General features: G+C 57.9%; 21 protein-coding genes, 2 tRNA genes and 1 pseudogene. 21 read left to right on the top strand and 3 right to left on the bottom strand.

Annotation, left to right across the window (positions count from 1 at the left end):
- Positions 1–34 precede the first annotated feature (34 nt).
- The 15 genes and pseudogenes from HBN63_RS17620 to nadA all read left to right on the top strand — a co-directional run bounded on the left by HBN63_RS17620 (position 35) and on the right by nadA (position 11,503).
- Entirely contained in the window at positions 35–784 is a 750-nt protein-coding gene (locus HBN63_RS17620) for a YebC/PmpR family DNA-binding transcriptional regulator (RefSeq protein ID WP_170050308.1), read from the top strand.
- 242 nt (positions 785–1,026) lie between these two features.
- Complete coding sequence (gene ruvC / locus HBN63_RS17615; RefSeq protein WP_090252604.1) at positions 1,027–1,551, top strand: crossover junction endodeoxyribonuclease RuvC; 525 nt, start codon at positions 1,027–1,029, stop codon at positions 1,549–1,551.
- 23 nt (positions 1,552–1,574) lie between these two features.
- Complete coding sequence (ruvA, locus tag HBN63_RS17610) at positions 1,575–2,180, top strand: Holliday junction branch migration protein RuvA (protein ID WP_160087534.1); 606 nt, start codon at positions 1,575–1,577, stop codon at positions 2,178–2,180.
- On the top strand, positions 2,180–3,232 hold the full coding sequence (gene ruvB / locus HBN63_RS17605; RefSeq protein ID WP_160087532.1) for a Holliday junction branch migration DNA helicase RuvB: 1,053 nt from the start codon (positions 2,180–2,182) through the stop codon (positions 3,230–3,232). The genes ruvA and ruvB overlap by 1 nt, the downstream gene beginning before the upstream one ends.
- A gap of 52 nt (positions 3,233–3,284) precedes the next feature.
- A pseudogene (gene ybgC / locus HBN63_RS17600) lies at positions 3,285–3,759 on the top strand (tol-pal system-associated acyl-CoA thioesterase).
- Positions 3,740–4,435, top strand: a complete 696-nt coding sequence (gene tolQ / locus HBN63_RS17595) for a protein TolQ (RefSeq protein ID WP_090252616.1) — start codon at positions 3,740–3,742, stop codon at positions 4,433–4,435. Before ybgC ends, tolQ begins: the two are co-directional and overlap by 20 nt.
- Before the next feature lie 32 nt (positions 4,436–4,467).
- Entirely contained in the window at positions 4,468–4,920 is a 453-nt protein-coding gene (gene tolR, locus HBN63_RS17590) for a protein TolR (protein ID WP_170050306.1), read from the top strand.
- Positions 4,920–5,870 carry a cell envelope integrity protein TolA gene (gene tolA, locus HBN63_RS17585; protein ID WP_170050305.1) on the top strand — a complete coding sequence of 317 codons (951 nt, stop codon included), beginning with the start codon at positions 4,920–4,922 and terminating at the stop codon, positions 5,868–5,870. Before tolR ends, tolA begins: the two co-directional genes overlap by 1 nt.
- Positions 5,867–7,165 carry a Tol-Pal system beta propeller repeat protein TolB gene (gene tolB, locus HBN63_RS17580; protein ID WP_170050304.1) on the top strand — a complete coding sequence of 433 codons (1,299 nt, stop codon included), beginning with the start codon at positions 5,867–5,869 and terminating at the stop codon, positions 7,163–7,165. Before tolA ends, tolB begins: the two co-directional genes overlap by 4 nt.
- A 69-nt stretch (positions 7,166–7,234) precedes the next feature.
- Complete coding sequence (gene pal, locus HBN63_RS17575) at positions 7,235–7,732, top strand: peptidoglycan-associated lipoprotein Pal (RefSeq protein ID WP_090252626.1); 498 nt, start codon at positions 7,235–7,237, stop codon at positions 7,730–7,732.
- A gap of 6 nt (positions 7,733–7,738) precedes the next feature.
- Entirely contained in the window at positions 7,739–8,560 is an 822-nt protein-coding gene (gene ybgF, locus HBN63_RS17570; RefSeq protein WP_170050303.1) for a tol-pal system protein YbgF, read from the top strand.
- A gap of 260 nt (positions 8,561–8,820) precedes the next feature.
- A complete protein-coding gene (gene queE / locus HBN63_RS17565) occupies positions 8,821–9,468 on the top strand; it encodes a 7-carboxy-7-deazaguanine synthase QueE (protein ID WP_170050302.1) in 648 nt (215 codons plus the stop codon).
- A 1-nt stretch (position 9,469) separates the two neighbouring features.
- On the top strand, positions 9,470–10,144 hold the full coding sequence (gene queC / locus HBN63_RS17560; protein ID WP_170050301.1) for a 7-cyano-7-deazaguanine synthase QueC: 675 nt from the start codon (positions 9,470–9,472) through the stop codon (positions 10,142–10,144).
- 58 nt (positions 10,145–10,202) lie between these two features.
- Positions 10,203–10,278: transfer RNA gene (locus HBN63_RS17555), tRNA-Lys, on the top strand.
- Between the two features lie 166 nt (positions 10,279–10,444).
- A complete protein-coding gene (gene nadA, locus HBN63_RS17550; RefSeq protein ID WP_160087516.1) occupies positions 10,445–11,503 on the top strand; it encodes a quinolinate synthase NadA in 1,059 nt (352 codons plus the stop codon).
- 60 nt (positions 11,504–11,563) lie between these two features.
- Here nadA and HBN63_RS17545 read toward each other — a convergent pair whose 3' ends face one another.
- Entirely contained in the window at positions 11,564–12,997 is a 1,434-nt protein-coding gene (locus HBN63_RS17545; protein ID WP_160087514.1) for a M48 family metalloprotease, read from the bottom strand.
- A gap of 106 nt (positions 12,998–13,103) precedes the next feature.
- On the opposite strand from HBN63_RS17545, the gene HBN63_RS17540 reads away from it, so the two are divergent.
- Entirely contained in the window at positions 13,104–13,355 is a 252-nt protein-coding gene (locus HBN63_RS17540; protein WP_090252637.1) for a sulfurtransferase TusA family protein, read from the top strand.
- 66 nt (positions 13,356–13,421) lie between these two features.
- On the top strand, positions 13,422–14,486 hold the full coding sequence (locus HBN63_RS17535; RefSeq protein WP_170050300.1) for an AI-2E family transporter: 1,065 nt from the start codon (positions 13,422–13,424) through the stop codon (positions 14,484–14,486).
- A gap of 52 nt (positions 14,487–14,538) precedes the next feature.
- Here HBN63_RS17535 and HBN63_RS17530 read toward each other — a convergent pair whose 3' ends face one another.
- Both HBN63_RS17530 and HBN63_RS17525 read right to left on the bottom strand, forming a co-directional pair.
- Positions 14,539–15,012: a peroxiredoxin gene (locus HBN63_RS17530; RefSeq protein ID WP_170050299.1), complete on the bottom strand. Its 474-nt coding sequence runs from the start codon at positions 15,010–15,012 to the stop codon at positions 14,539–14,541.
- 14 nt (positions 15,013–15,026) lie between these two features.
- On the bottom strand, positions 15,027–15,584 hold the full coding sequence (locus HBN63_RS17525) for a glycine cleavage system protein R (RefSeq protein WP_090252644.1): 558 nt from the start codon (positions 15,582–15,584) through the stop codon (positions 15,027–15,029).
- A 226-nt stretch (positions 15,585–15,810) separates the two neighbouring features.
- On the opposite strand from HBN63_RS17525, the gene dapA reads away from it, so the two are divergent.
- The 4 genes from dapA (at position 15,811) to HBN63_RS17505 (ending at position 19,065) form a co-directional block, all read left to right on the top strand.
- Positions 15,811–16,689 (top strand): 4-hydroxy-tetrahydrodipicolinate synthase, encoded by an 879-nt coding sequence (gene dapA, locus HBN63_RS17520; RefSeq protein WP_170050298.1) that lies wholly within the window; start codon positions 15,811–15,813, stop codon positions 16,687–16,689.
- Between the two features lie 17 nt (positions 16,690–16,706).
- Positions 16,707–17,825, top strand: coding sequence for an outer membrane protein assembly factor BamC (bamC, locus tag HBN63_RS17515; RefSeq protein ID WP_170050297.1), 1,119 nt, complete (start codon positions 16,707–16,709; stop codon positions 17,823–17,825).
- Between the two features lie 87 nt (positions 17,826–17,912).
- The gene (locus HBN63_RS17510) at positions 17,913–18,782 is read left to right on the top strand and encodes a phosphoribosylaminoimidazolesuccinocarboxamide synthase (protein ID WP_170050296.1); all 870 of its coding nucleotides are present in this window, start codon (positions 17,913–17,915) and stop codon (positions 18,780–18,782) included.
- A gap of 193 nt (positions 18,783–18,975) precedes the next feature.
- A tRNA-Ser gene (locus tag HBN63_RS17505) sits at positions 18,976–19,065 on the top strand.
- The last annotated feature ends 394 nt before the right edge of the window (positions 19,066–19,459 follow it).

Below are 19,459 nucleotides of genomic sequence, written 5' to 3'. Positions count from 1 at the left end.
CTCGAAATCGAATATGAAACAACCGGAGTGAGTTATGGCTGGTCATTCCAAGTGGGCCAACATCAAGCACCGCAAAGGGCGTCAGGACGCCAAGCGCGGCAAGATATTCACCAAGCTGATTCGTGAGTTAACGGTCGCTTCCAAACATGGCGGTCCGATCCCGGCGGACAACCCGCGTTTGCGTCTGGCGGTGGACAAGGCGCTGACCAACAACATGTCGCGCGATGTAATCGACCGTGCCATCGCCCGTGGTGCCGGCAATAACGAAGCCGATAACGTGGTCGAGCTGAGTTACGAAGGCTATGCGCTGGGCGGCGTGGCGATCATCGTTGAAGCCATGACGGACAATCGTAATCGCACGGCGGCTGAAGTACGGCATGCCTTTACCAAGTGTGGTGGCAATCTGGGTACCGATGGTTCGGTGGCCTATATGTTCGATCGCAAGGGGCAAATCAGCTTTGCTGCAGGTGTGAGCGAAGATGCCTTGATGGAAGCCGCGCTGGAGGCCGGTGCCGATGACGTGGAAATGGCCGAAGACGGCTCAGCGCTGGTGTCCACCAGCTTCGCTGATTTCCATGGGGTTAACGAGGCGCTCCGTGCGGCTGGCTTCAAGGCTGCAGAGGCGGAAATTGCCATGATCCCGTCGATCAGTGCACCGATTGCCGATCTGGAAACTGCGCAGAAAGTCATCAAGCTGATCGACATGCTCGAAGACCTTGATGATGTGCAAGAGGTCTACCACAACGCTGAGATTCCTGACGAGATCATGGAGCAGCTTGGCTGAGTGTTTGCGGGTAGAGCAGAGCCGGAGGTGTTCAGGTTATTGGCCTGAGCACTCCGGTTTTTTTATGGCTGGTTGTCTAGGCTGCTAAGCGGCATGCCGCTGTGACCCGATATGAATGATGTGCGGTCATTTTTATAACCTGCGCCGGATGACGCGGGCTAAGGCGGGCTCTATACTCGCGAGCTGGATAAATAGACAGTGTGTCGGCCAAATTGGCAGGCGCCTTGAGTGGGCGGTAAGGCATGACCTTGATCCTTGGCATCGACCCCGGCTCGCGCATCACCGGTTACGGTGTGGTGCGTGATACTGGGCGCAACTGCGAATATGTCGCCTCGGGCTGCATTCGCACGGGCAATGGTTCGATGCCAGAGCGTCTCCAGGTCGTGTTTCGCGGTGTACGCGAGGTGATCGAAACCTACGGGCCAGTGACCATGGGCATCGAACAGGTGTTTATGGCGCGCAACCCGGATTCAGCGCTCAAGCTCGGTCAGGCGCGCGGTGTGGCCATCGTTGCGGGTATTGAGGCGGGGCTGGATATTGCCGAATACACCGCGACTCAGGTCAAACAGGCCATTGCCGGCACCGGTGGCGCGGATAAGGAGCAGGTGCAGATGATGGTCATGCACTTGCTCAAGCTGGTGCAGAAGCCACAGATCGATGCTTCTGACGCCTTGGCGATTGCCCTGTGTCATGCCCACCATCGGCAGAGCCTGATTCCTCATGGCCTGGTCGGTGCCAAGCGGCGTGCCGGTCGCCTTCGTTTGTAACGTCATTTTTAAGGAAAGTTGCGGTGATCGGACGTTTGCGTGGCACCTTGGCGGAAAAACAGCCGCCGCATGTGATTATTGACATAAATGGTTTGGGTTATGAGCTGGAAGTGCCCATGACCACCCTGTACCGTTTGCCCGCAGTGGGCGAGCCACTGACCCTGCACACCCATCTGGTGGTTCGCGAAGACGCGCATCTGCTGTATGGCTTTTTTGAGAAGCGCGAGCGTGAGTTGTTTCGCGAGCTGATTCGCCTTAACGGCGTCGGCCCGAAGCTGGCGTTGGCGCTGATGTCCGGCCTGGAGGTCGATGAGTTGGTGCGTTGCGTGCAAGCGCAAGACACGTCGGTGCTGGTGAAAATCCCGGGTGTTGGCAAGAAAACCGCCGAACGCCTGCTGGTTGAGCTGAAAGACCGCTTCAAAGCCTGGGAAACCGTGCCTGGCATGTCGCACCTGGTGGTGGAACCTCGCGGCGGTAGTGCAGTCACAAGCGCGGAGAATGATGCAGTCAGCGCACTTATTTCGCTCGGCTACAAACCCCAGGAAGCCAGTCGCGCCGTCTCAGCTATTAAGGAAGACGGTTTGAGCAGTGAAGATATGATTCGTCGAGCCCTGAAGGGAATGGTCTAGTGCTAGAAGCTGATCGCCTGATTACTGCTGCCCCGCGTGACCGTGATGAGCAAGTTGACCGTGCCATTCGCCCACTTAAGCTGGCCGAATACATCGGTCAGCCGAGTGTGCGCGAGCAAATGGAGCTGTTTATACAGGCGGCCCGTGGACGCAGCGAAGCGCTGGATCACACGCTGATCTTCGGTCCGCCCGGTCTGGGCAAGACCACTTTGGCCAATATCATTGCCCAGGAAATGAATGTCTCGATCAAGAGCACCTCGGGCCCGGTGCTGGAGCGTCCGGGTGATCTGGCGGCGTTGCTGACAAATCTGGAGCCGGGTGATGTGCTGTTTATCGATGAAATTCATCGCCTGTCGCCGATTGTCGAAGAAGTGCTGTACCCGGCTATGGAAGACTTCCAGCTCGACATTATGATCGGCGAAGGCCCGGCTGCGCGCTCGATCAAGCTTGATCTGCCGCCGTTTACCCTGGTCGGCGCCACCACGCGCGCCGGCATGTTGACCAACCCCTTGCGTGATCGCTTCGGCATCGTCCAGCGGTTGGAGTTCTATAACACCGAAGACCTGGCCACCATTGTCATGCGTTCGGCGGGGATTCTCGGCCTGCCCATCGAGCCACACGGCGCCTTTGAGATTGCCCGACGCGCCCGCGGTACACCACGGATTGCCAACCGTCTGCTGCGCCGTGTGCGCGACTTCGCCGAGGTGCGTGCGCAAGGCGATATCACCCGTGAGATCGCCGACCTGGCGCTGAATCTGCTGGATGTTGACGAGCGTGGCTTTGATCACCAGGACCGACGTTTACTGCTGACCATGATCGAGAAGTTTGACGGCGGGCCGGTGGGCATCGATAACCTCGCGGCTGCCATCAGTGAAGAACGCCACACCATTGAGGACGTGCTTGAACCCTATCTGATTCAGCAGGGTTACATCATGCGCACCCCGCGCGGCCGGGTGGTGACTCGGCATGCCTACTTGCACTTTGGCCTGAACATACCCAAGCGCATGGGTGAGCTGCCCACGGCTGACTTGTTCGAGCGTGATGATGATTAACAAAAAATACTTGTCGAAGACGATTGGCAAGATCAGGAGCTGGCACTAGAGTATGCGCGCGCAAAACGGAGTTACGCCGTTCACCCATCGTTGTCGGGTTTATTTCGAAGACACTGATGCAGGCGGCATCGTCTACTACGTCAATTACCTCAAATTTATGGAACGGGCTCGTACCGAGCGCCTGCGTGATCTGGGCTTTCTCCAGTCTACGTTGGCCGAGGAGGGCCTGTTGTTCGTTGTGCACTCGGCTGAAGCGCGCTACCACGCGCCAGCCAGGCTCGACGATGAGTTGCTGGTGAGCGCTGAAGTGAGTGAATTGAACCGTGCCAGCCTGCGTTTTCGTCAACAGGTCAGGCGAGCAACGGATGATACGCTGCTTTGTGAAGGGCAGTTTATGGTGGCCTGTGTGCGCGCCGACAATTTGAAACCCCGGGCTATTCCCCAAGCTCTGCACACGGCCTTTGCCGGGCAGGGCGGCGCGGGTACATCTAGAGCAGGAGAGTAAGCGTGGAAGCCAACGCCGTTGACCACATGTCAATGTGGAGTCTGATCAGCAACGCCAGTCTGGTGGTGCAACTGGTAATGCTGACACTGGTGGCCGCATCGGTCATGTCCTGGGTCATGATCTTTCAGCGCACTGCGCTGCTGCGGGCAGCCAAGCGCGCCCTGGATAACTTCGAAGAGCGCTTCTGGTCGGGTATTGACCTGTCAAAGCTCTACCGCCAGGCGGGCAGCAACCCGGACCCGGACTCAGGTCTGGAGCAGATTTTTCGCGCTGGCTTTAAAGAATTCTCGCGCCTGCGTCAGCAGGCCGGTGTCGATCCGGATGCAGTGATGGATGCCGTAGCGCGTGCTATGCGCGTGGCCATCTCGCGTGAAGAAGAGAAGCTTGAGCAGAGCCTGCCGTTTCTCGCCACGGTCGGTTCCACCAGCCCGTACATCGGTCTGTTCGGTACCGTGTGGGGCATCATGAACTCCTTCCGTGGCCTGGCTCAGGTGCAGCAAGCGACGCTGGCTACTGTGGCGCCGGGTATTGCTGAGGCGCTGATTGCTACTGCTATTGGTTTGTTTGCCGCGATTCCTGCAGTTATTGCCTACAACCGTTTCGCCGCCCGTGGCGAAATGCTGATCGGTCGTTATTACACCTTCGCTGACGAGTTCCAGGCGATTTTGCACCGTAAAGTCCACACCAGCGACGACTAAGCCTTAGGCGCTCTTAAGAAAGGTTTTAAGTCATGGCCAGAATTCGCAACAGACGCAAGCCCGTCGCCGAGATGAACGTGGTGCCTTACATCGATGTGATGTTGGTATTGCTGGTGATTTTTATGGTGACCGCGCCCATGCTCAACCAGGGGGTCAAGGTCGATCTGCCGAAAGTCAGCAGTGAAGCCCTGCCGCAAGATAACAACGCGCAGGTGTTGACCATCTCGATCAAGGCCGACAAGACCTATTACTGGAATATGGGCACTGAAGTCGATGTCGACACAGTTCAGGACAAAGCGCTGACATTGGAAGAGATGACTCGGGCTGTGACGGCGATCATCAGCCAGAGCCGGGCCACCGGTAAGCAGGTTCAGGTGTTTGTGCGCGGCGACAAAACCGTTGATTACGGCACCATCATGGCGGCCATGAGCGGTTTGCAGCAGGCTGACGTGGGTAACGTCGGGCTGATCACTGAGGCCCCCTGATGCACGACCAGCGCGAACGCTCGCCTTCGGAAAGTCTGTTTTGGCCGGTTGTCTGGGCTGTGGGCCTGCACGTCATCATGTTTGCCATGTTGTTCGTCAGTTTCGCCTTTGCCCCGGATCTGCCGCCGGCCAAGCCGGTGGTGCAAGCCACCCTGTACAAGCTGAAATCACAAAGCCAGGCCACCACTCAGACCAATCAGAAGATTGCAGGCGAAACCAAGAAAACCACCGCTCCTGTGTACGAAACCGAGCAGCTTGAACAGAAAAAAGCTGAGCAGGAAAAAGTAGCGGCCAAGGCTGCGGAACAAAAGAAAGCGCAAGAGGTTCAGAAAGCCCAAGAGGCCAAAAAAGCCGAGGCTGACAAAAAGGCTGCTGAGCAGAAGAAGCTCGCTGATGTAGCCAAGAAGAAAGCCGCGGATGAGGCGGCGAAGAAAAAAGCCGCTGAAGATGCAAAGAAAAAAGCGGCAGAAGAGGCGAAGAAGAAAGCCGCCGCTGAAGCTGCAAAGAAGAAAAAAGCGGATGATGCCAAGAAAAAGGCGGCAGAAGCGGCGCAGCGTAAAGCTGTAGAAGACAAGAAGGCTGCTGCACTGGCCGAGTTGCTTTCTGAGGATGTCGGGCGCCAGCAGGCAATCGCTGACACGGTCGGCGATGAAGTCGCTGGTAGCCTGGATGATTTGATTGTAATGCTGGTCAGCCAGCAATGGCGGCGTCCGCCATCTGCGCGTAATGGCATGAGTGTAGAAGTGCTGATCGAAATGCTGCCTGATGGCACCATTACTAATGCCAGCGTGACGCGCTCCAGTGGCGACTCGCCTTTTGACAACTCTGCTGTACAGGCGGTGCGTAACGTGGGCCGTATTGCTGAAATGCAGCAACTGGACAGAGCCACTTTTGATCGCCTATACCGGCAGCGTCGCGCTGTCTTCAAACCGGAGGATTTAGGTCTGTGAATACCCTGATGCGTATTGTTCTGTTCGGTCTGACCTTATTGGTCGGTACTGCTCAGGCCGCTGATCCGCTGGTGATCAGCAGTGGTACTGACCGTGCCACCCCCATCGCCGTAGTGCCGTTTGGCTGGCAGGGCGGCAGTGTGTTACCCGAGGATATGGCTGACATCATCGGCAATGACCTGCGCAATTCCGGCGTATTCGAGCCGATCCCGCGGCAGAACATGATCAGCCTGCCGACTCAGGCGGCTGAAGTGATCTACCGCGATTGGCAAGCGTTGGGTGCGCAGTACGTACTGGTTGGCAACATTTTGCCGAACGCTGGTCGTCTGCAGATCCAGTTCGCCTTGTTCAACGTCACCACTCAGCAGCAGGTCATGACCGGCAGCGTGGGTGGCGGTGTCGATCAGCTGCGTGACATGGCGCACCACATCGCTGACCAGTCCTTCGAGAAGCTCACCGGCGTTAAGGGTGCGTTCTCGACGCGTATGCTGTATGTAACAGCCGAGCGTTTTGCAGTTAACAACACCCGCTACACCCTGCAGCGTTCCGACTATGACGGCGCCCGTGCAGTGACTCTGTTGCAATCGCGCGAGCCGATTCTTTCGCCGTCGTTCGCTCCGGATGGTCGTCGTATTGCTTACGTCTCTTTCGAGCAGAAGCGTCCACGTATCTTCGTCCAGCACATCGATACCGGTCGCCGCGAGCAGATCACCAATTTTGAAGGCCTGAATGGCGCGCCAGCCTGGTCGCCGGATGGCAATCGGCTGGCGTTCGTGCTGTCGCGTGACGGCAATCCGGAAATCTATGTGATGGACATGGGCTCTCGCCAGTTGCGTCGTGTGACCAATCAGCCATCGATTGATACCGAACCATTCTGGGGTAAGGACGGTCAGACCCTTTACTTCACCTCGGATCGCTCCGGCAAGCCACAGATCTACAAGACCAATATCAACGGCGGTTCGGCAGAGCGCGTGACCTTTATCGGTAACTACAACGCCAACCCGAAGCTGTCGGCGGATGAGAAGACTCTGGTGATGATCCATCGCCAGGACGGATACACAGTATTCAAAGTGGCGGCACAAGACCTGCAGCGTGGCAATTTGCGTATTCTGTCCGATACCAGTCTGGATGAGTCGCCTACTGTCGCGCCCAACGGCACCATGGTAATCTACGCCACCCGCCAGCAGGGCCGGGGAGTCTTAGTATTAGCGTCCACCAATGGTCGCGTGAGGCTCCCTCTTCCTACCGCTCAAGGCGAAGTTCGAGAGCCTTCTTGGTCCCCTTACCTGAACTGATGCGGTGCTACACCTTTTTTGCTGTCTGAAATACTGCTTAACACACTGGGGTTCATTAGGAGTTACATGATGGAAATGCTGAAATTTGGTAAGTTTGCTGCCCTGAGCCTGGCTCTGGCCGTTGCAGTTGGTTGCTCCTCGAAAGGCGGCGACGCTGCTGGCGAAGGCGCTACCGATCCAAACGCTGGTTACGGTGCCAACACTGGCGCTGTTGATGGCAGCCTGAGCGAAGAAGCTGCTCTGCGCGCTATCACCACCTTCTACTTCGAATACGACAGCTCCGACCTGAAGCCAGAGGCCATGCGCGCTCTGGACGTGCACGCCAAAGACCTGCAAGGCAATGGCGCTCGCGTAGTTCTGGAAGGCCACGCTGACGAGCGCGGTACTCGTGAATACAACATGGCTCTGGGCGAGCGTCGCGCCAAAGCTGTGCAGCGTTACCTGGTACTGCAGGGCGTTTCGCCAGCTCAACTGGAACTGGTTTCCTACGGTGAAGAGCGCGCAATCGCCACTGGCAACGACGAGTCCTCCTGGGCTCAAAACCGTCGCGTCGAACTGCGTAAGTAATTCGATATGCGTACGTGCCGTCGTGCTTTAACCGTTTTGGCGCTCAGCCTGCCGCTTGCGGCGTGGGCTGAGGTTCCCGTGGTGGATAACAATGCCGGTTACGGCAGCAGTTACCCGCCTGCTGGTTACGGTACGTCCGGCACCTCCGTCGTGACAGGGGCTGCTGCCCCTGTCACGGCGCAGGGCATGCTGTTCAACCAGTTGCAGCAGATGCAGGAAGAGATCGCGCAGCTGCGCGGTACGCTTGAAGAGCAACAGAATGAAATTCAGCGTCTGAAACAAGAAAGCCTGGAGCGTTATCAGGATCTTGATCGACGTGTGAGTGGTGGTGCAGCAGGTGCTGCAGTCGGCCAGAATTCTTCAACTGCCGGTGCAATTAATGCCGGTGGTACGCCTACTCCGCCAGCGGTGGGGCAGGCACAAGCGCCGGCCAGTAATGAGCCGGCCGATCCAGCAAAGGAAAAGCTGTTCTACGAAGCGGCCTTTGATTTGATCAAAGCCAAGGACTTCGACAAAGCCAGTCAGGCTTTTGCCGCTTTCCTGCGCAAATACCCCAGCAGTCAGTACGCTGGCAACGCGCAGTATTGGCTGGGCGAGGTAAATCTGGCTAAGGGTGATTTACAGGGCGCTGGCCAGGCCTTTGCGCGGGTCAGTCAGACTTACCCGAGCCACGCCAAAGTGCCAGATTCGCTGTTCAAGCTGGCTGATGTCGAGCAGCGTCTGGGCAACAGTGACAAAGCCAAGGGCATTCTGCAGCAAGTAATTGCGCAGTACCCGGGCAGCTCGGCAGCTCAGCTGGCGCAGCGTGATTTGCAGCGCTTGCCTTAAAGCTGAATGCTTGATCAAGAAACCCGCGCTTAGCGCGGGTTTTTTATTGGCAGCCATTACTGCTTTTCCCCAATGGGGTGGTCGCTGAATAGCGTTAAAGTTCTCCCAGATTTTTATGGCCAGCCATCCTGGCGGTCAGTCTCTGTTCGTCGCCGCGCGACGTTAAAAATTTCACCCTTAATCTATTTCGTATACAATCCGCGCCCCTTTTCCCGCAACGGAGGCGGACAGCCTGTTTAGCTGTCACGCCCGTGGCTGATATGCAAGATACCCTGCGCATTACCGAGGTTTTCTACTCGCTGCAGGGCGAGACGCGCACCGCCGGCTTGCCGACGGTGTTCGTTCGCCTGACCGGCTGTCCTCTGCGTTGCCAATACTGCGACACCGCCTATGCCTTCAGTGGTGGCGAGATCATGTCGCTGGACGCCATCGCCCTGCAGGTGGCCGGCTACAAGCCGCGTTATATCTGTGTGACTGGCGGTGAGCCGCTGGCGCAACCCAACTGCATTCCTTTGCTCAAACGTCTGTGTGATGCCGGTTATGAGGTGTCACTGGAGACCAGTGGCGCTTTGGATGTTTCCGCTGTCGACCCGCGGGTAAGCAAGGTCCTCGACCTGAAAACCCCAGGCTCGGCCGAAGTGGCGCGTAACCGCTATGAGAATATTGACCTGCTGACGCCGAATGATCAGGTCAAGTTCGTGATCTGCTCCCGTGAGGACTATGACTGGGCGGTGAGCAAGCTAATCCAGTACCGCCTGGATCAGCGCGTTAGCGAAGTGCTGATGTCGCCGAGTCACCATGAGCTAGATGCGCGTTCGTTGGCTGAGTGGATCATTGCCGACAACCTGCCGGTTCGCCTGCAAATGCAGCTGCACAAGATTCTCTGGAATGATGAGCCGGGACATTGATATGAGCGATAAGAAAGCGGTAATTCTGCTGTCAGGCGGCCTGGATTCGGCCACCGTGGTGGCGTTGGCCAAAGCCGATGGCTACAGCTGTTACACCATGAGTTTTGATTACGGTCAGCGGCATCGCTCCGAGTTGCAGGCGGCCGAGCAGGTGGCGCGGCAGTTGGGGGTGGTTGAGCACAAGGTGATCGGCCTGAACCTGAATGGCATGGGTGGCTCGGCGCTGACTGATTCCAGTATCGAGGTGCCGGAAAGCCCGACCGAAGGCATTCCGGTAACTTACGTGCCAGCGCGCAATACGGTTTTCCTGTCGCTTGCGTTGGGTTGGGCTGAGGTGTTGGGCGCTCGGGATATTTTTATCGGTGTAAACGCGGTGGATTATTCCGGTTACCCCGATTGCCGTCCGGAGTTTGTTGAGGCTTTCGAGCGTATGGCCAATCTGGCTACCAAGACCGGTGTAGAAGGGCAGGGCTTTCGCATTCAGGCTCCACTGCAGGCCATGAGCAAGGCCGAGATCGTTCAGGCTGGCGTTCAGCAGGGCGTTGATTACGCGCTGACTGTCTCTTGCTACCAGGCTGATGATCAGGGCCGTGCCTGCGGTAAATGTGACAGCTGTCGTCTGCGTGCAGCGGGCTTTACTGCCGCAGGGTTGGTTGATCCCACTCGTTATTTCTAAAAAATTTTCCGCGAAGTGTTGAATTCCTGAATTAAATCAGTATCATGCGCTTCGCGTCGGGTCGTTAGCTCAGTTGGTAGAGCAGTTGGCTTTTAACCAATTGGTCGTAGGTTCGAATCCCACACGACCCACCATATTCCCTTCTTCGGAAGGTTAAAGAAGCCTGAAAGTTCTTATAAAAGAATTTTCAGGTTTTTTTTTATCCGTAATTTACTACCTGTGTCTGGCCGTAAGCTGTCTGCGCCGTGCCATGCAGGCGGTATACTCGCTGCACTGAAAGCATATTCAGAGCCTGATGACATGACCCAGATTTCCGAACGCCTGCTGGTACAAGCCCACCTCGATGCCAAGCAGCCCAAGCCGCTCACGCCTGAGCAAGAGGCTTTTTACCGCAGCGAAATCGCCGCAGAGCTGAAAAAGCAAAATGCCGTACTGGTCGCACACTATTACTGCGACCCGGTGTTGCAGGCGCTGGCCGAAGAAACGGGTGGCTGCGTTTCCGACTCGCTGGAGATGGCACGCTTTGGCAATCAGCACCCGGCGCAGACTGTGTTGGTGGCCGGCGTAAAATTCATGGGCGAAACGGCGAAAATCCTTAATCCCGAAAAGCGCGTGCTGATGCCGACGCTTGAGGCGACTTGCTCGCTTGATCTGGGTTGTCCGGTGGAAGAGTTTTCGGCGTTCTGCGATCAGCACCCGCAGCGGACGGTAGTGGTATATGCCAATACCTCGGCGGCGGTGAAGGCGCGGGCTGATTGGGTGGTGACCTCCAGCTGCGCGGTGGAGATTGTTGAGCACCTGATGGATAACGGCGAAAGCATCATCTGGGCACCGGATCAACACCTGGGGCGTTATATCCAGAACAAAACCGGCGCTGACATGCTGCTTTGGGACGGCGCCTGCATCGTTCACGAAGAGTTCAAAGCCAAGCAGCTGGAAGATATGAAGGCGCTGTATCCGGATGCCGCCGTGCTGGTGCACCCCGAGTCGCCGACAGCGGTGATCGATCTGGCCGATGCAGTGGGTTCTACCAGTCAGCTGATCGCCGCGGCGCAGCGTCTGCCGAACAAGACCTTTATCGTCGCCACCGACGCTGGCATCTTCTACAAAATGCAGCAGCTGTGTCCGGACAAGGAGTTTGTTGCCGCGCCCACTGCCGGCAACGGCGCTGCTTGCCGTAGCTGCGCGCATTGTCCGTGGATGGCCATGAATACTCTGCAGCGCACCTTGGAGTGCTTGCGTGAGGGTAGTAACGAGATATTCGTCGACCCGGCTTTGATCCCCAAAGCGATCAAGCCGCTCAAGCGTATGCTCGACTTTACCCAGGCAGCGCGGCTCAAGCTGAGCGGCAACGCTTAAGCGAGCTGTATAAAAAAGCCAGGCATTTGCCTGGCTTTTTCGTCTCTAGGGCGAGCAGTGCTAGCGAAGCATCTGCTCGATGATGCGCTGTTCTTCCATCAGCTCGCGCTGCCTGGCGTCGATGCGTGAGGCGAGTTGGAAGTTGTTGCTGGCGCGGCGCTTGGCAAAGTCGAGCTGTTCCAAGGCCTGGTTGTAGTCGCCGACCAGGGCGAAGAATTCGCCACGGGCTTGGTGCAGGCCGATGGTATTGCCGCTCAGGCCGCGCACTTCGGCTACCTGATACCAGACATCCGGATCTTTGCCGCGACTTTTCAGCATGTCGTCGAGGGCGCGCTCGGCTTCCTGAGTGCGCACCTGCTTCATCAGCAGATCGATATGCGCCTGGTTGACGGGGTAATTGTTCGGATAAAGGGTCAGCAAGCGGGTGATCCGGCTTTGCGCGTCGCCTAGGCGATTGGCAGCCATATCCAGTTCAACGTGCGCCAGGTTGTAGGTGACGTCGTTGGGGGATTTGGCGAGCAGAGGTTGCAACGCTTCGCGGGCTTCTTTGTGCTGCCCGCTCTTGATCAGCGCAATCGCCAAGCCATAGCGGGCGGCTTCCAGCTGCGGATTCTCGTCGAGCATGTTGCGAAAGCGTTTGGCGGCGACGCCTGGGGTTTCTTCGTAGATCAGCTGCACGCGTGCGCGCATCAGCTGGTAGCGCACGCTGTCAGTGATCCCTGACGCGTTGTACTGCTCGGCGCGGTTGCGGGTGTCGGCGATACGCGATTCCGACACTGGGTGAGTGAGAAGGAACTCTGGCGGCTTGCGATCATAGCGGTACTGGCGCATCAGTCGCTCGAACATGCTGGGCATGGCGCGCGGATCGAAGCCGGCTTTTTCCAGGTTGACCAGACCGATGCGGTCGGCTTCCTGCTCATTTTGTCGAGAGAAGCGTCGTTGTTCCTGCATCGCTGCTGCTTGGGTCGAGGCGATGGCGGCGATGCCCAGGTCGCCAGCGCCAGCCGCCGCTGCGACGATCCCGGCGAGCAGTCCGGCCATCACCGGGATCTGCATGCGCTGCTGTGCTTCTAGCCCTCGAGCGAAGTGGCGTTGTGACAAATGCGCCAGTTCGTGAGCCATAACCGAGGCGTACTCGGCTTCGGTCTGCGCATAGAGAAACAGGCCGCCGTTGACCCCGACAATTCCACCGGGCGCAGCAAAGGCGTTGATCTGTGGGCTGTTGAGCAGAACAAACTCCAGGCGTCGATCCTGCAGTTGGCTGGTTTCGCTCAGGCGATAGACGCTGGTTTCGACGAAGTCCTTGAGCTGTGGATCGTCGAGCTGGCTGACCTGGCCGCGAACCAGGCTCAGCCAGGCGCGGCCCAGCTGGTGCTCTTGCTGTGGGGAAACGATGGCGGAACTGGCATCGCCAAGGGAGGGCAGGTCACTGGCCGTGGCGGGGGCTGCCAGCAGGCAGGCCAGCGTCAACAGGGTAGGGCGCAGAAGGCTCATGCACAAAGCTCGTGTCGAACAAAGGCGCTACTGTAGCTGGCTGGCGGCGGTGCTGGCCAGGGTTGTACGCCCTTGGGTATCCTTGCGGCCTTCCTGGAGTGGCTCAATGACTGATATGCAATGGCGTGCCGAGGACTTCGACGCGCAACTGGACGCCTGCGGGCTTAACTGCCCGCTACCTTTACTCAAAGCCAAGCTGGAGCTAAACCGCCTGGCCAGTGGCGCGGTGCTCAAGGTTGAGGCCACTGATGCCGGCTCGCAGCGGGATTTCCGTGCCTTCGCCAGCCTGGCCGGGCATAGTCTGTTGCGTGAAGAGGTCGATAGTGGTGTGTATCGCTATTGGCTGCGCAAGGCCTAGCAGCTGCGACGACAAGTGCGGTTCATAGGGATGCCTTTGTAGGCGCTGCTCACGTAAGGAGTCACGATGTTCAAGGTGTTTCAGGATTGGTTTCATCGCTATTTTTCTGATGAGCAGGCGGTGGTGCTCGCGGTGCTGTTGGTGTTGGGTTTTGCCGCGATCCTGAACCTAGGCGGCATGTTGGCTCCAGTGCTGACCGGCTTGGTGCTGGCGTTTCTGATGCAGGGGTTGGTGAATGCCTTTGAACGTCTGCGTTTGCCGCAAGTGGTGGCAGTGTGGCTGGTGTTTACTCTGTTTTTAAGCATGCTAGGGCTGTTTCTGTTGGTGTTGATGCCACTGCTTTGGCAACAGTTGAGCACCTTGTTCAATGAGCTGCCGCGCATGCTTGGCGAGTGGCAGTCGCTGTTTCTGCTGCTGCCGGAGCGTTATCCGACGCTGATTACCGATGTGCAGGTGCTGCAGTTAATTGAGGGTGTGCGGGGTGAGGTTGGCAAGTTTGGCCAGTGGGCACTGTCGTTTTCCTTATCAAGCTTGCCGATGCTGGTCAGCATCATGATCTACCTCGTGCTGGTGCCGATTCTGGTGTTCTTCTTCCTCAAGGATCGCGAGCTGATCAGTGCGTGGTTTCGTGGTTATCTGCCGCGTGAACGTGCGTTGATCACTCAAGTGGCTGAGGAGATGAACAAGCAGATTGCCAACTACATTCGCGGCAAGGTGATCGAAATCATTATCTGTGGTGTGGTCACCTACATCGCGTTTGCCTACTTGGGGCTTAACTACGCCGCGCTGCTGGCCTTGTTGGTCGGTCTGTCGGTGGTAGTGCCATATATCGGCGCCGTGGTGGTCACTGTGCCGGTGGCGCTGATCGGGCTATTCCAGTGGGGACTTGGTGACCAGTTCATTTACCTGATGGTGGTCTACGGGATCATTCAGGCGCTGGACGGCAACGTCCTGGTGCCGCTGCTGTTCTCCGAGGCGGTCAATCTGCACCCGGTGGCGATCATCTGCGCGGTGCTGCTGTTTGGCGGCATGTGGGGCTTCTGGGGCGTGTTCTTCGCCATCCCGTTGGCCACGCTATTCAAGGCTGTGATCGATGCCTGGCCACGCAGTGAGCAGATAACGGCGGATTAATCCGCAGACAATAAAAAGCCGGTCAATTGACCGGCTTTTTTGCGCGCGCGATTCAGGCTTTATTCAGTGCCTGGGCTGCGGCCAGTACTGCATCGACATGCCCGGGTACTTTCACGCCACGCCATTCCTGGCGCAATACACCCTCTTTATCGATCAGGAAGGTGCTGCGGTCCACGCCCAGGTATTCCTTGCCGTAGAGCTTCTTCAGCTTGATCACATCGAACAGCTGGCAAATGACTTCATCCTTGTCAGAGATCAGCTCAAAGGGGAATTCCTGCTTACACTTGAAGTTCTCGTGGGATTTCAGGCTGTCGCGCGATACGCCGAAGATCAGCGTGTTAGCTGCCTGAAACGCCGAGTATTGGTCGCGAAAACCCTGGCCCTCGGTGGTGCAGCCCGGCGTGCTGTCCTTCGGGTAAAAGTAGATCACCACTTGCTGGCCTTTGAGTGCGGACAGCTTTACGGTCTGGCCGCTGGTGGCCTCTGCCTGAAAATCTGCAACCGGGGTGTCGAGTACTACGGCCATATCGTGCTGCTCCTTTATGGGTTCTGTGGACGCCAGGGTTCAATCAAAGCGTCCAGATTCAACGCATCGGCAAAGTCGAGGAACTGATCACGCAACCAGCTGATCTGCGTGCCGGCTGGCAAGGTCACAGTCAGGGTGGCGTTGAGCATGGTGCCGCCGGTCTGCGGTGCCTGGTAGGTGTCACAGGTGAGATTTTCCAGCTCGACGTGGTGATCGAGAAAGAACTGGCACAACTCATTAAGAATATCTGGGCGGTAGGCCGAGCTGACATACGCTACATACGGCAGCGCTTGTGGGCGGCTTTCCGAGGCGGCGCTGCGAATCACATTGACCGAGAAGCTGTGCTTCTTCGCCAGCGCCGGCAGGCTTGACTCCAAGCGAGCCAGTGCATCCCAGCTGCCGGATATCTGCAAGACCAGTGCGCTGTACTCACCATGTCGGCTGAGGCGAGTACTGACCACGGCGCAACGGTTCTCGTGACTGGTGCGGCAGAGCACGTTAGTCAGCTCCATGGCGTTGGGACCAAGGGCGCTGATAAGCAGGAATTGTTCGCGAACTGGGGGGGTGGACATGCAGCCTTCCTAAACAATAAGCGGTCGAGCTGTTTATACAGCACCGATCAAAGCCGGAAGGGTAGCGAAAAGCACCGCTCAGGGGAATGCCGGCAGGGCTTGGCGATGTGGAATGTGCCGCGTTTGCCTGAGAAAGATTGTATACGCGTTGCCGAGGTACTTCGCTTGTGCAAGGCAGGTGGCCCCAGTACCATTACCGCTCTCTTTTTCCGGCAGGAGCGGTTGCATGATTGCGGGCAGTATGGTGGCACTGGTTACGCCCATGGATGCACAAGGTGGTCTTGATTGGGACGGCCTGAGCAAACTGGTGGATTTCCACCTGCAAGAGGGCACCAACGCCATCGTCGCGGTCGGCACCACAGGTGAGTCCGCCACGCTTGACGTGGGTGAACACGTAGAAGTGATCCGTCGTGTGGTCGATCAGGTTGCCGGACGTATTCCAGTCATCGCCGGTACCGGTGGCAACTCCACCCGAGAGTCGGTCGAACTGACCCGCGCTGCTAAAGATGTCGGCGCCGACGCCTGCCTGCTGGTCACCCCGTATTACAACAAGCCGACTCAGGAAGGCCTGTACCTGCACTTCCGCCATATCGCCGAATCGGTTGCCATCCCTCAGATCCTCTACAACGTGCCGGGCCGTACGGTCTGCGACATGCTGCCGGAAACCGTTGAGCGTCTGGCCAAGATCGACAACATCATCGGTATCAAGGAAGCCACGGGTGACCTGCAGCGCGGCCAGGAAGTTCTGGATCGCGTGAGCAAGGATTTCCTGGTCTATTCCGGCGATGACGCCACCGCCGTAGAGCTGATGCTGATGGGCGGCAAGGGCAATATCTCGGTAACCGCCAACGTCGCCCCGCGCGCGATGAGCGATCTGTGCGCAGCAGCCATGCGCGGTGAAGCGGCGATTGCCCGCGCCATCAACGACCGCCTGATGCCGCTGCACAAGTCGCTGTTTATCGAATCCAACCCGATTCCGGTGAAATGGGCTCTGCATGAAATGGGTTTGATGCCAGACGGTATCCGTCTGCCACTGACCTGGCTCAGCCCACGTTGTCATGAACCGCTGCGTCAGGCCCTGCGCCAGTCCGGCGTATTGGTTTAATTGAGGAATTACTACGCATGAAGCGACTCACCGGACTCTCTGCCCTGGCCCTGATCATCGCTGGTACCAGCGGTTGCGGCTGGATCTATGGCGAAAACGGCTATTTCCGTGACCGTGGCAGCGACTACCTCGAAGCCCGTCAGACGGCCACGATGCAAATGCCGCCAAACGTCGACGCCAAGCGTATCGACCCACTGTTGCCAGTGCCGCAGCAGGTAGCCACCACCACCGATACCGGCGAATTTATCGTACCGCGCCCGCAAGCTCTGGCTGTGGCAGGTGATGCCAGCGAGTTCAGCCTACAGAAGAGCGGCGAGTCGCGCTGGGTTGTGGCGCAGCGCGTACCGGCCGAAGTCTGGCCTGTAGCGCGTCAGTTTTTTGCTGACAACGGCTTCCAGATTGCAGAAGAACGTCCGCAAACGGGCGAGTTCAGCACCTCCTGGCAGCGTTTTGATGCCCTGTCTGAATCCATGGCGCGTCGCCTGAGCAGCCGCGTTTCCGGCGTGAATCCAGATGCCGAAACCCGCGTGCGGGTGCGTATCGAGCCAGGCGTGCAGCGTAATACCAGCGAAATCTTCGTGGTCAGTGCCGAGCGTCCAGCTGGCAGCACTGCCGATGTCGCCTTCACCAACCGCAGCAGCAATCCAAGTCTGGATGCCGCGCTGCTCGATGAAATGCTCGTGACCCTGGCGCGCAGCGCAGAGCAGGGTGGTTCGGTCTCTCTGCTGGCCGCCCGTGATTACGATGCACCGAATCGCGTCAGCCTGTCCGAAGACGGTAACGGTAACCCGGTGCTGAGCCTGGGTGCTGATTTCGATCGCGCCTGGTCCGGTGTGGGTCGCTCCCTGGAAATGGCAGATGTGCGCATCGACGACATCAACCGCAGCCTGGGTGTGTACTACATCAACCTGGCCGAGCGCGCGCAGAAGCCGGACGAAAAACCTGGCTTCTTCGGTAGCGTATTTGGCAGCGCGCCGAGCAAGGAAGAAATCGACGCTCGTGCCGAACGCTATCAGGTACGCCTGACCGCCGTTGGCGACAGCGTGCAGGTCACCGTGGAAAAAGACCTCAACACCATTGCCCCCGCCGACGTGGCGCGCAAGGTGCTGGACCTGATCCAGGAAAATCTTGGCTGACAGCAGGCAACTGCTACACCGGCAATACCAATAGGCGAAACCCGGCGGGTTTCGCCTGTTTTGTTTACCAAAGGCGGAAATTCCGACATGAGCACAGCCACCACCCTGAGTCTGAAGAAAATCTATTCGGGCAAAGTCCGTGATCTTTACGAGATCGACGACAAACGCATGCTGATGGTCGCCACCGACCGCCTTTCGGCATTCGACGTGATCCTCAACGAGCCGATCCCGGAAAAGGGCAAGATCCTCACCGCCATCTCCAACTTCTGGTTCGACAAGCTCAAGGATTTGGTGCCCAACCACTTCACCGGCGACAAGGTTGAAGACATCGTCCCCGCCGCCGAACTGCCTCTGGTGGAAGGCCGCGCAGTAGTCGCCAAGCGCCTCAAGCCAGTCTCGGTGGAAGCCATCGTGCGAGGCTATATCGTTGGCTCCGGTTGGAAGGAATACCAGAAGAGCGGCACCGTTTGCGGCATTCAACTGCCTGCGGGCCTCAAAGAAGCGGCCAAACTGCCGCAACCAATTTTCACCCCCTCGACCAAGGCTGCCGTGGGCGACCATGACGAGAACATCAGCTTCGAGCAATGCGAAGCGATCATCGGCGCCGAGCTGGCCGCCAAAGTGCGCGACACCGCCATTGCCCTGTACAGCGCAGCGGTGGAATACGCCGCCACACGCGGCATCATCATCGCCGACACCAAGTTCGAATTCGGCCTGGACGAAGACGGCACCCTGACCCTGATGGACGAAGCCCTGACCCCGGACTCCAGTCGCTTCTGGCCAGCAGACAGCTATGCAGAAGGCAAGAACCCGCCAAGCTTTGACAAGCAGTTCGTACGCGACTGGCTGGAATCCACCGGCTGGAACAAAGAGCCACCAGCCCCAGCAGTGCCCGCCGACGTCGCGCAAAAAACCGCCGACAAATACCGCGAAGCCCTGACGCGCCTCACCGTCTAAGCAGCAACACGCGCTTAAGCGCGACAGAGAGGGGCGCTGCGGCGCCCCTTTTTGTGGGCGACTGTTTAGCTTCCCACCAGCCAGATTTTGCCGTTGTTAACTGCCTTTGATCGCAAGCATCTGAAAGTATGTGAAAAATTTCAAAACTGGGGTTCGCCAAACGTACTTCAGCTGTTATTATTCGCGCCGCCACGGGAAGATGCCGGAGTGGCCGAACGGGACGGATTCGAAATCCGTTGAACAGGCGACTGTTCCTAGGGTTCAAATCCCTATCTTCCCGCCATATTAGCTATACAGATCAAGGGTTTAGAGGATTCCACATCTCTAAGCCCTTTTTCTTTGCCTGCGATTTTTGGGCATTTGGGGGAATTGTGGGGGAGCGCTCCCACTCCAAGTGAACGAGCTGGGGGAATTCTGGGGGAGCGATTTGCACAAGAGCCTGGCCTTTACCCATCATTTTGCCCGGATGAGGAAAAGGCGTTTGACAGATCTCAGGATGGGGGAATAGAGTCCGTCACTCTCATCGACCCAAGGTGCTGGAAATGGCGTATGCGGATTCCACGCCATCCGGCCACCCAGTCCGCTCTCATCTGGCCAGGCATTCCAGGGCCATCTGGCCACCTGTTCCACGGCCATCCGGCCGGGCAGTCGGAGCGCAGCGACGCAGGGGTGGCATT

The organism is Pseudomonas sp. WS 5011, from assembly GCF_012985775.1.
GTDB classification, from domain to species: Bacteria; Pseudomonadota; Gammaproteobacteria; order Pseudomonadales; family Pseudomonadaceae; genus Aquipseudomonas; species Aquipseudomonas peli.
This window is presented reverse-complemented; position numbering and strand designations above follow the sequence as displayed.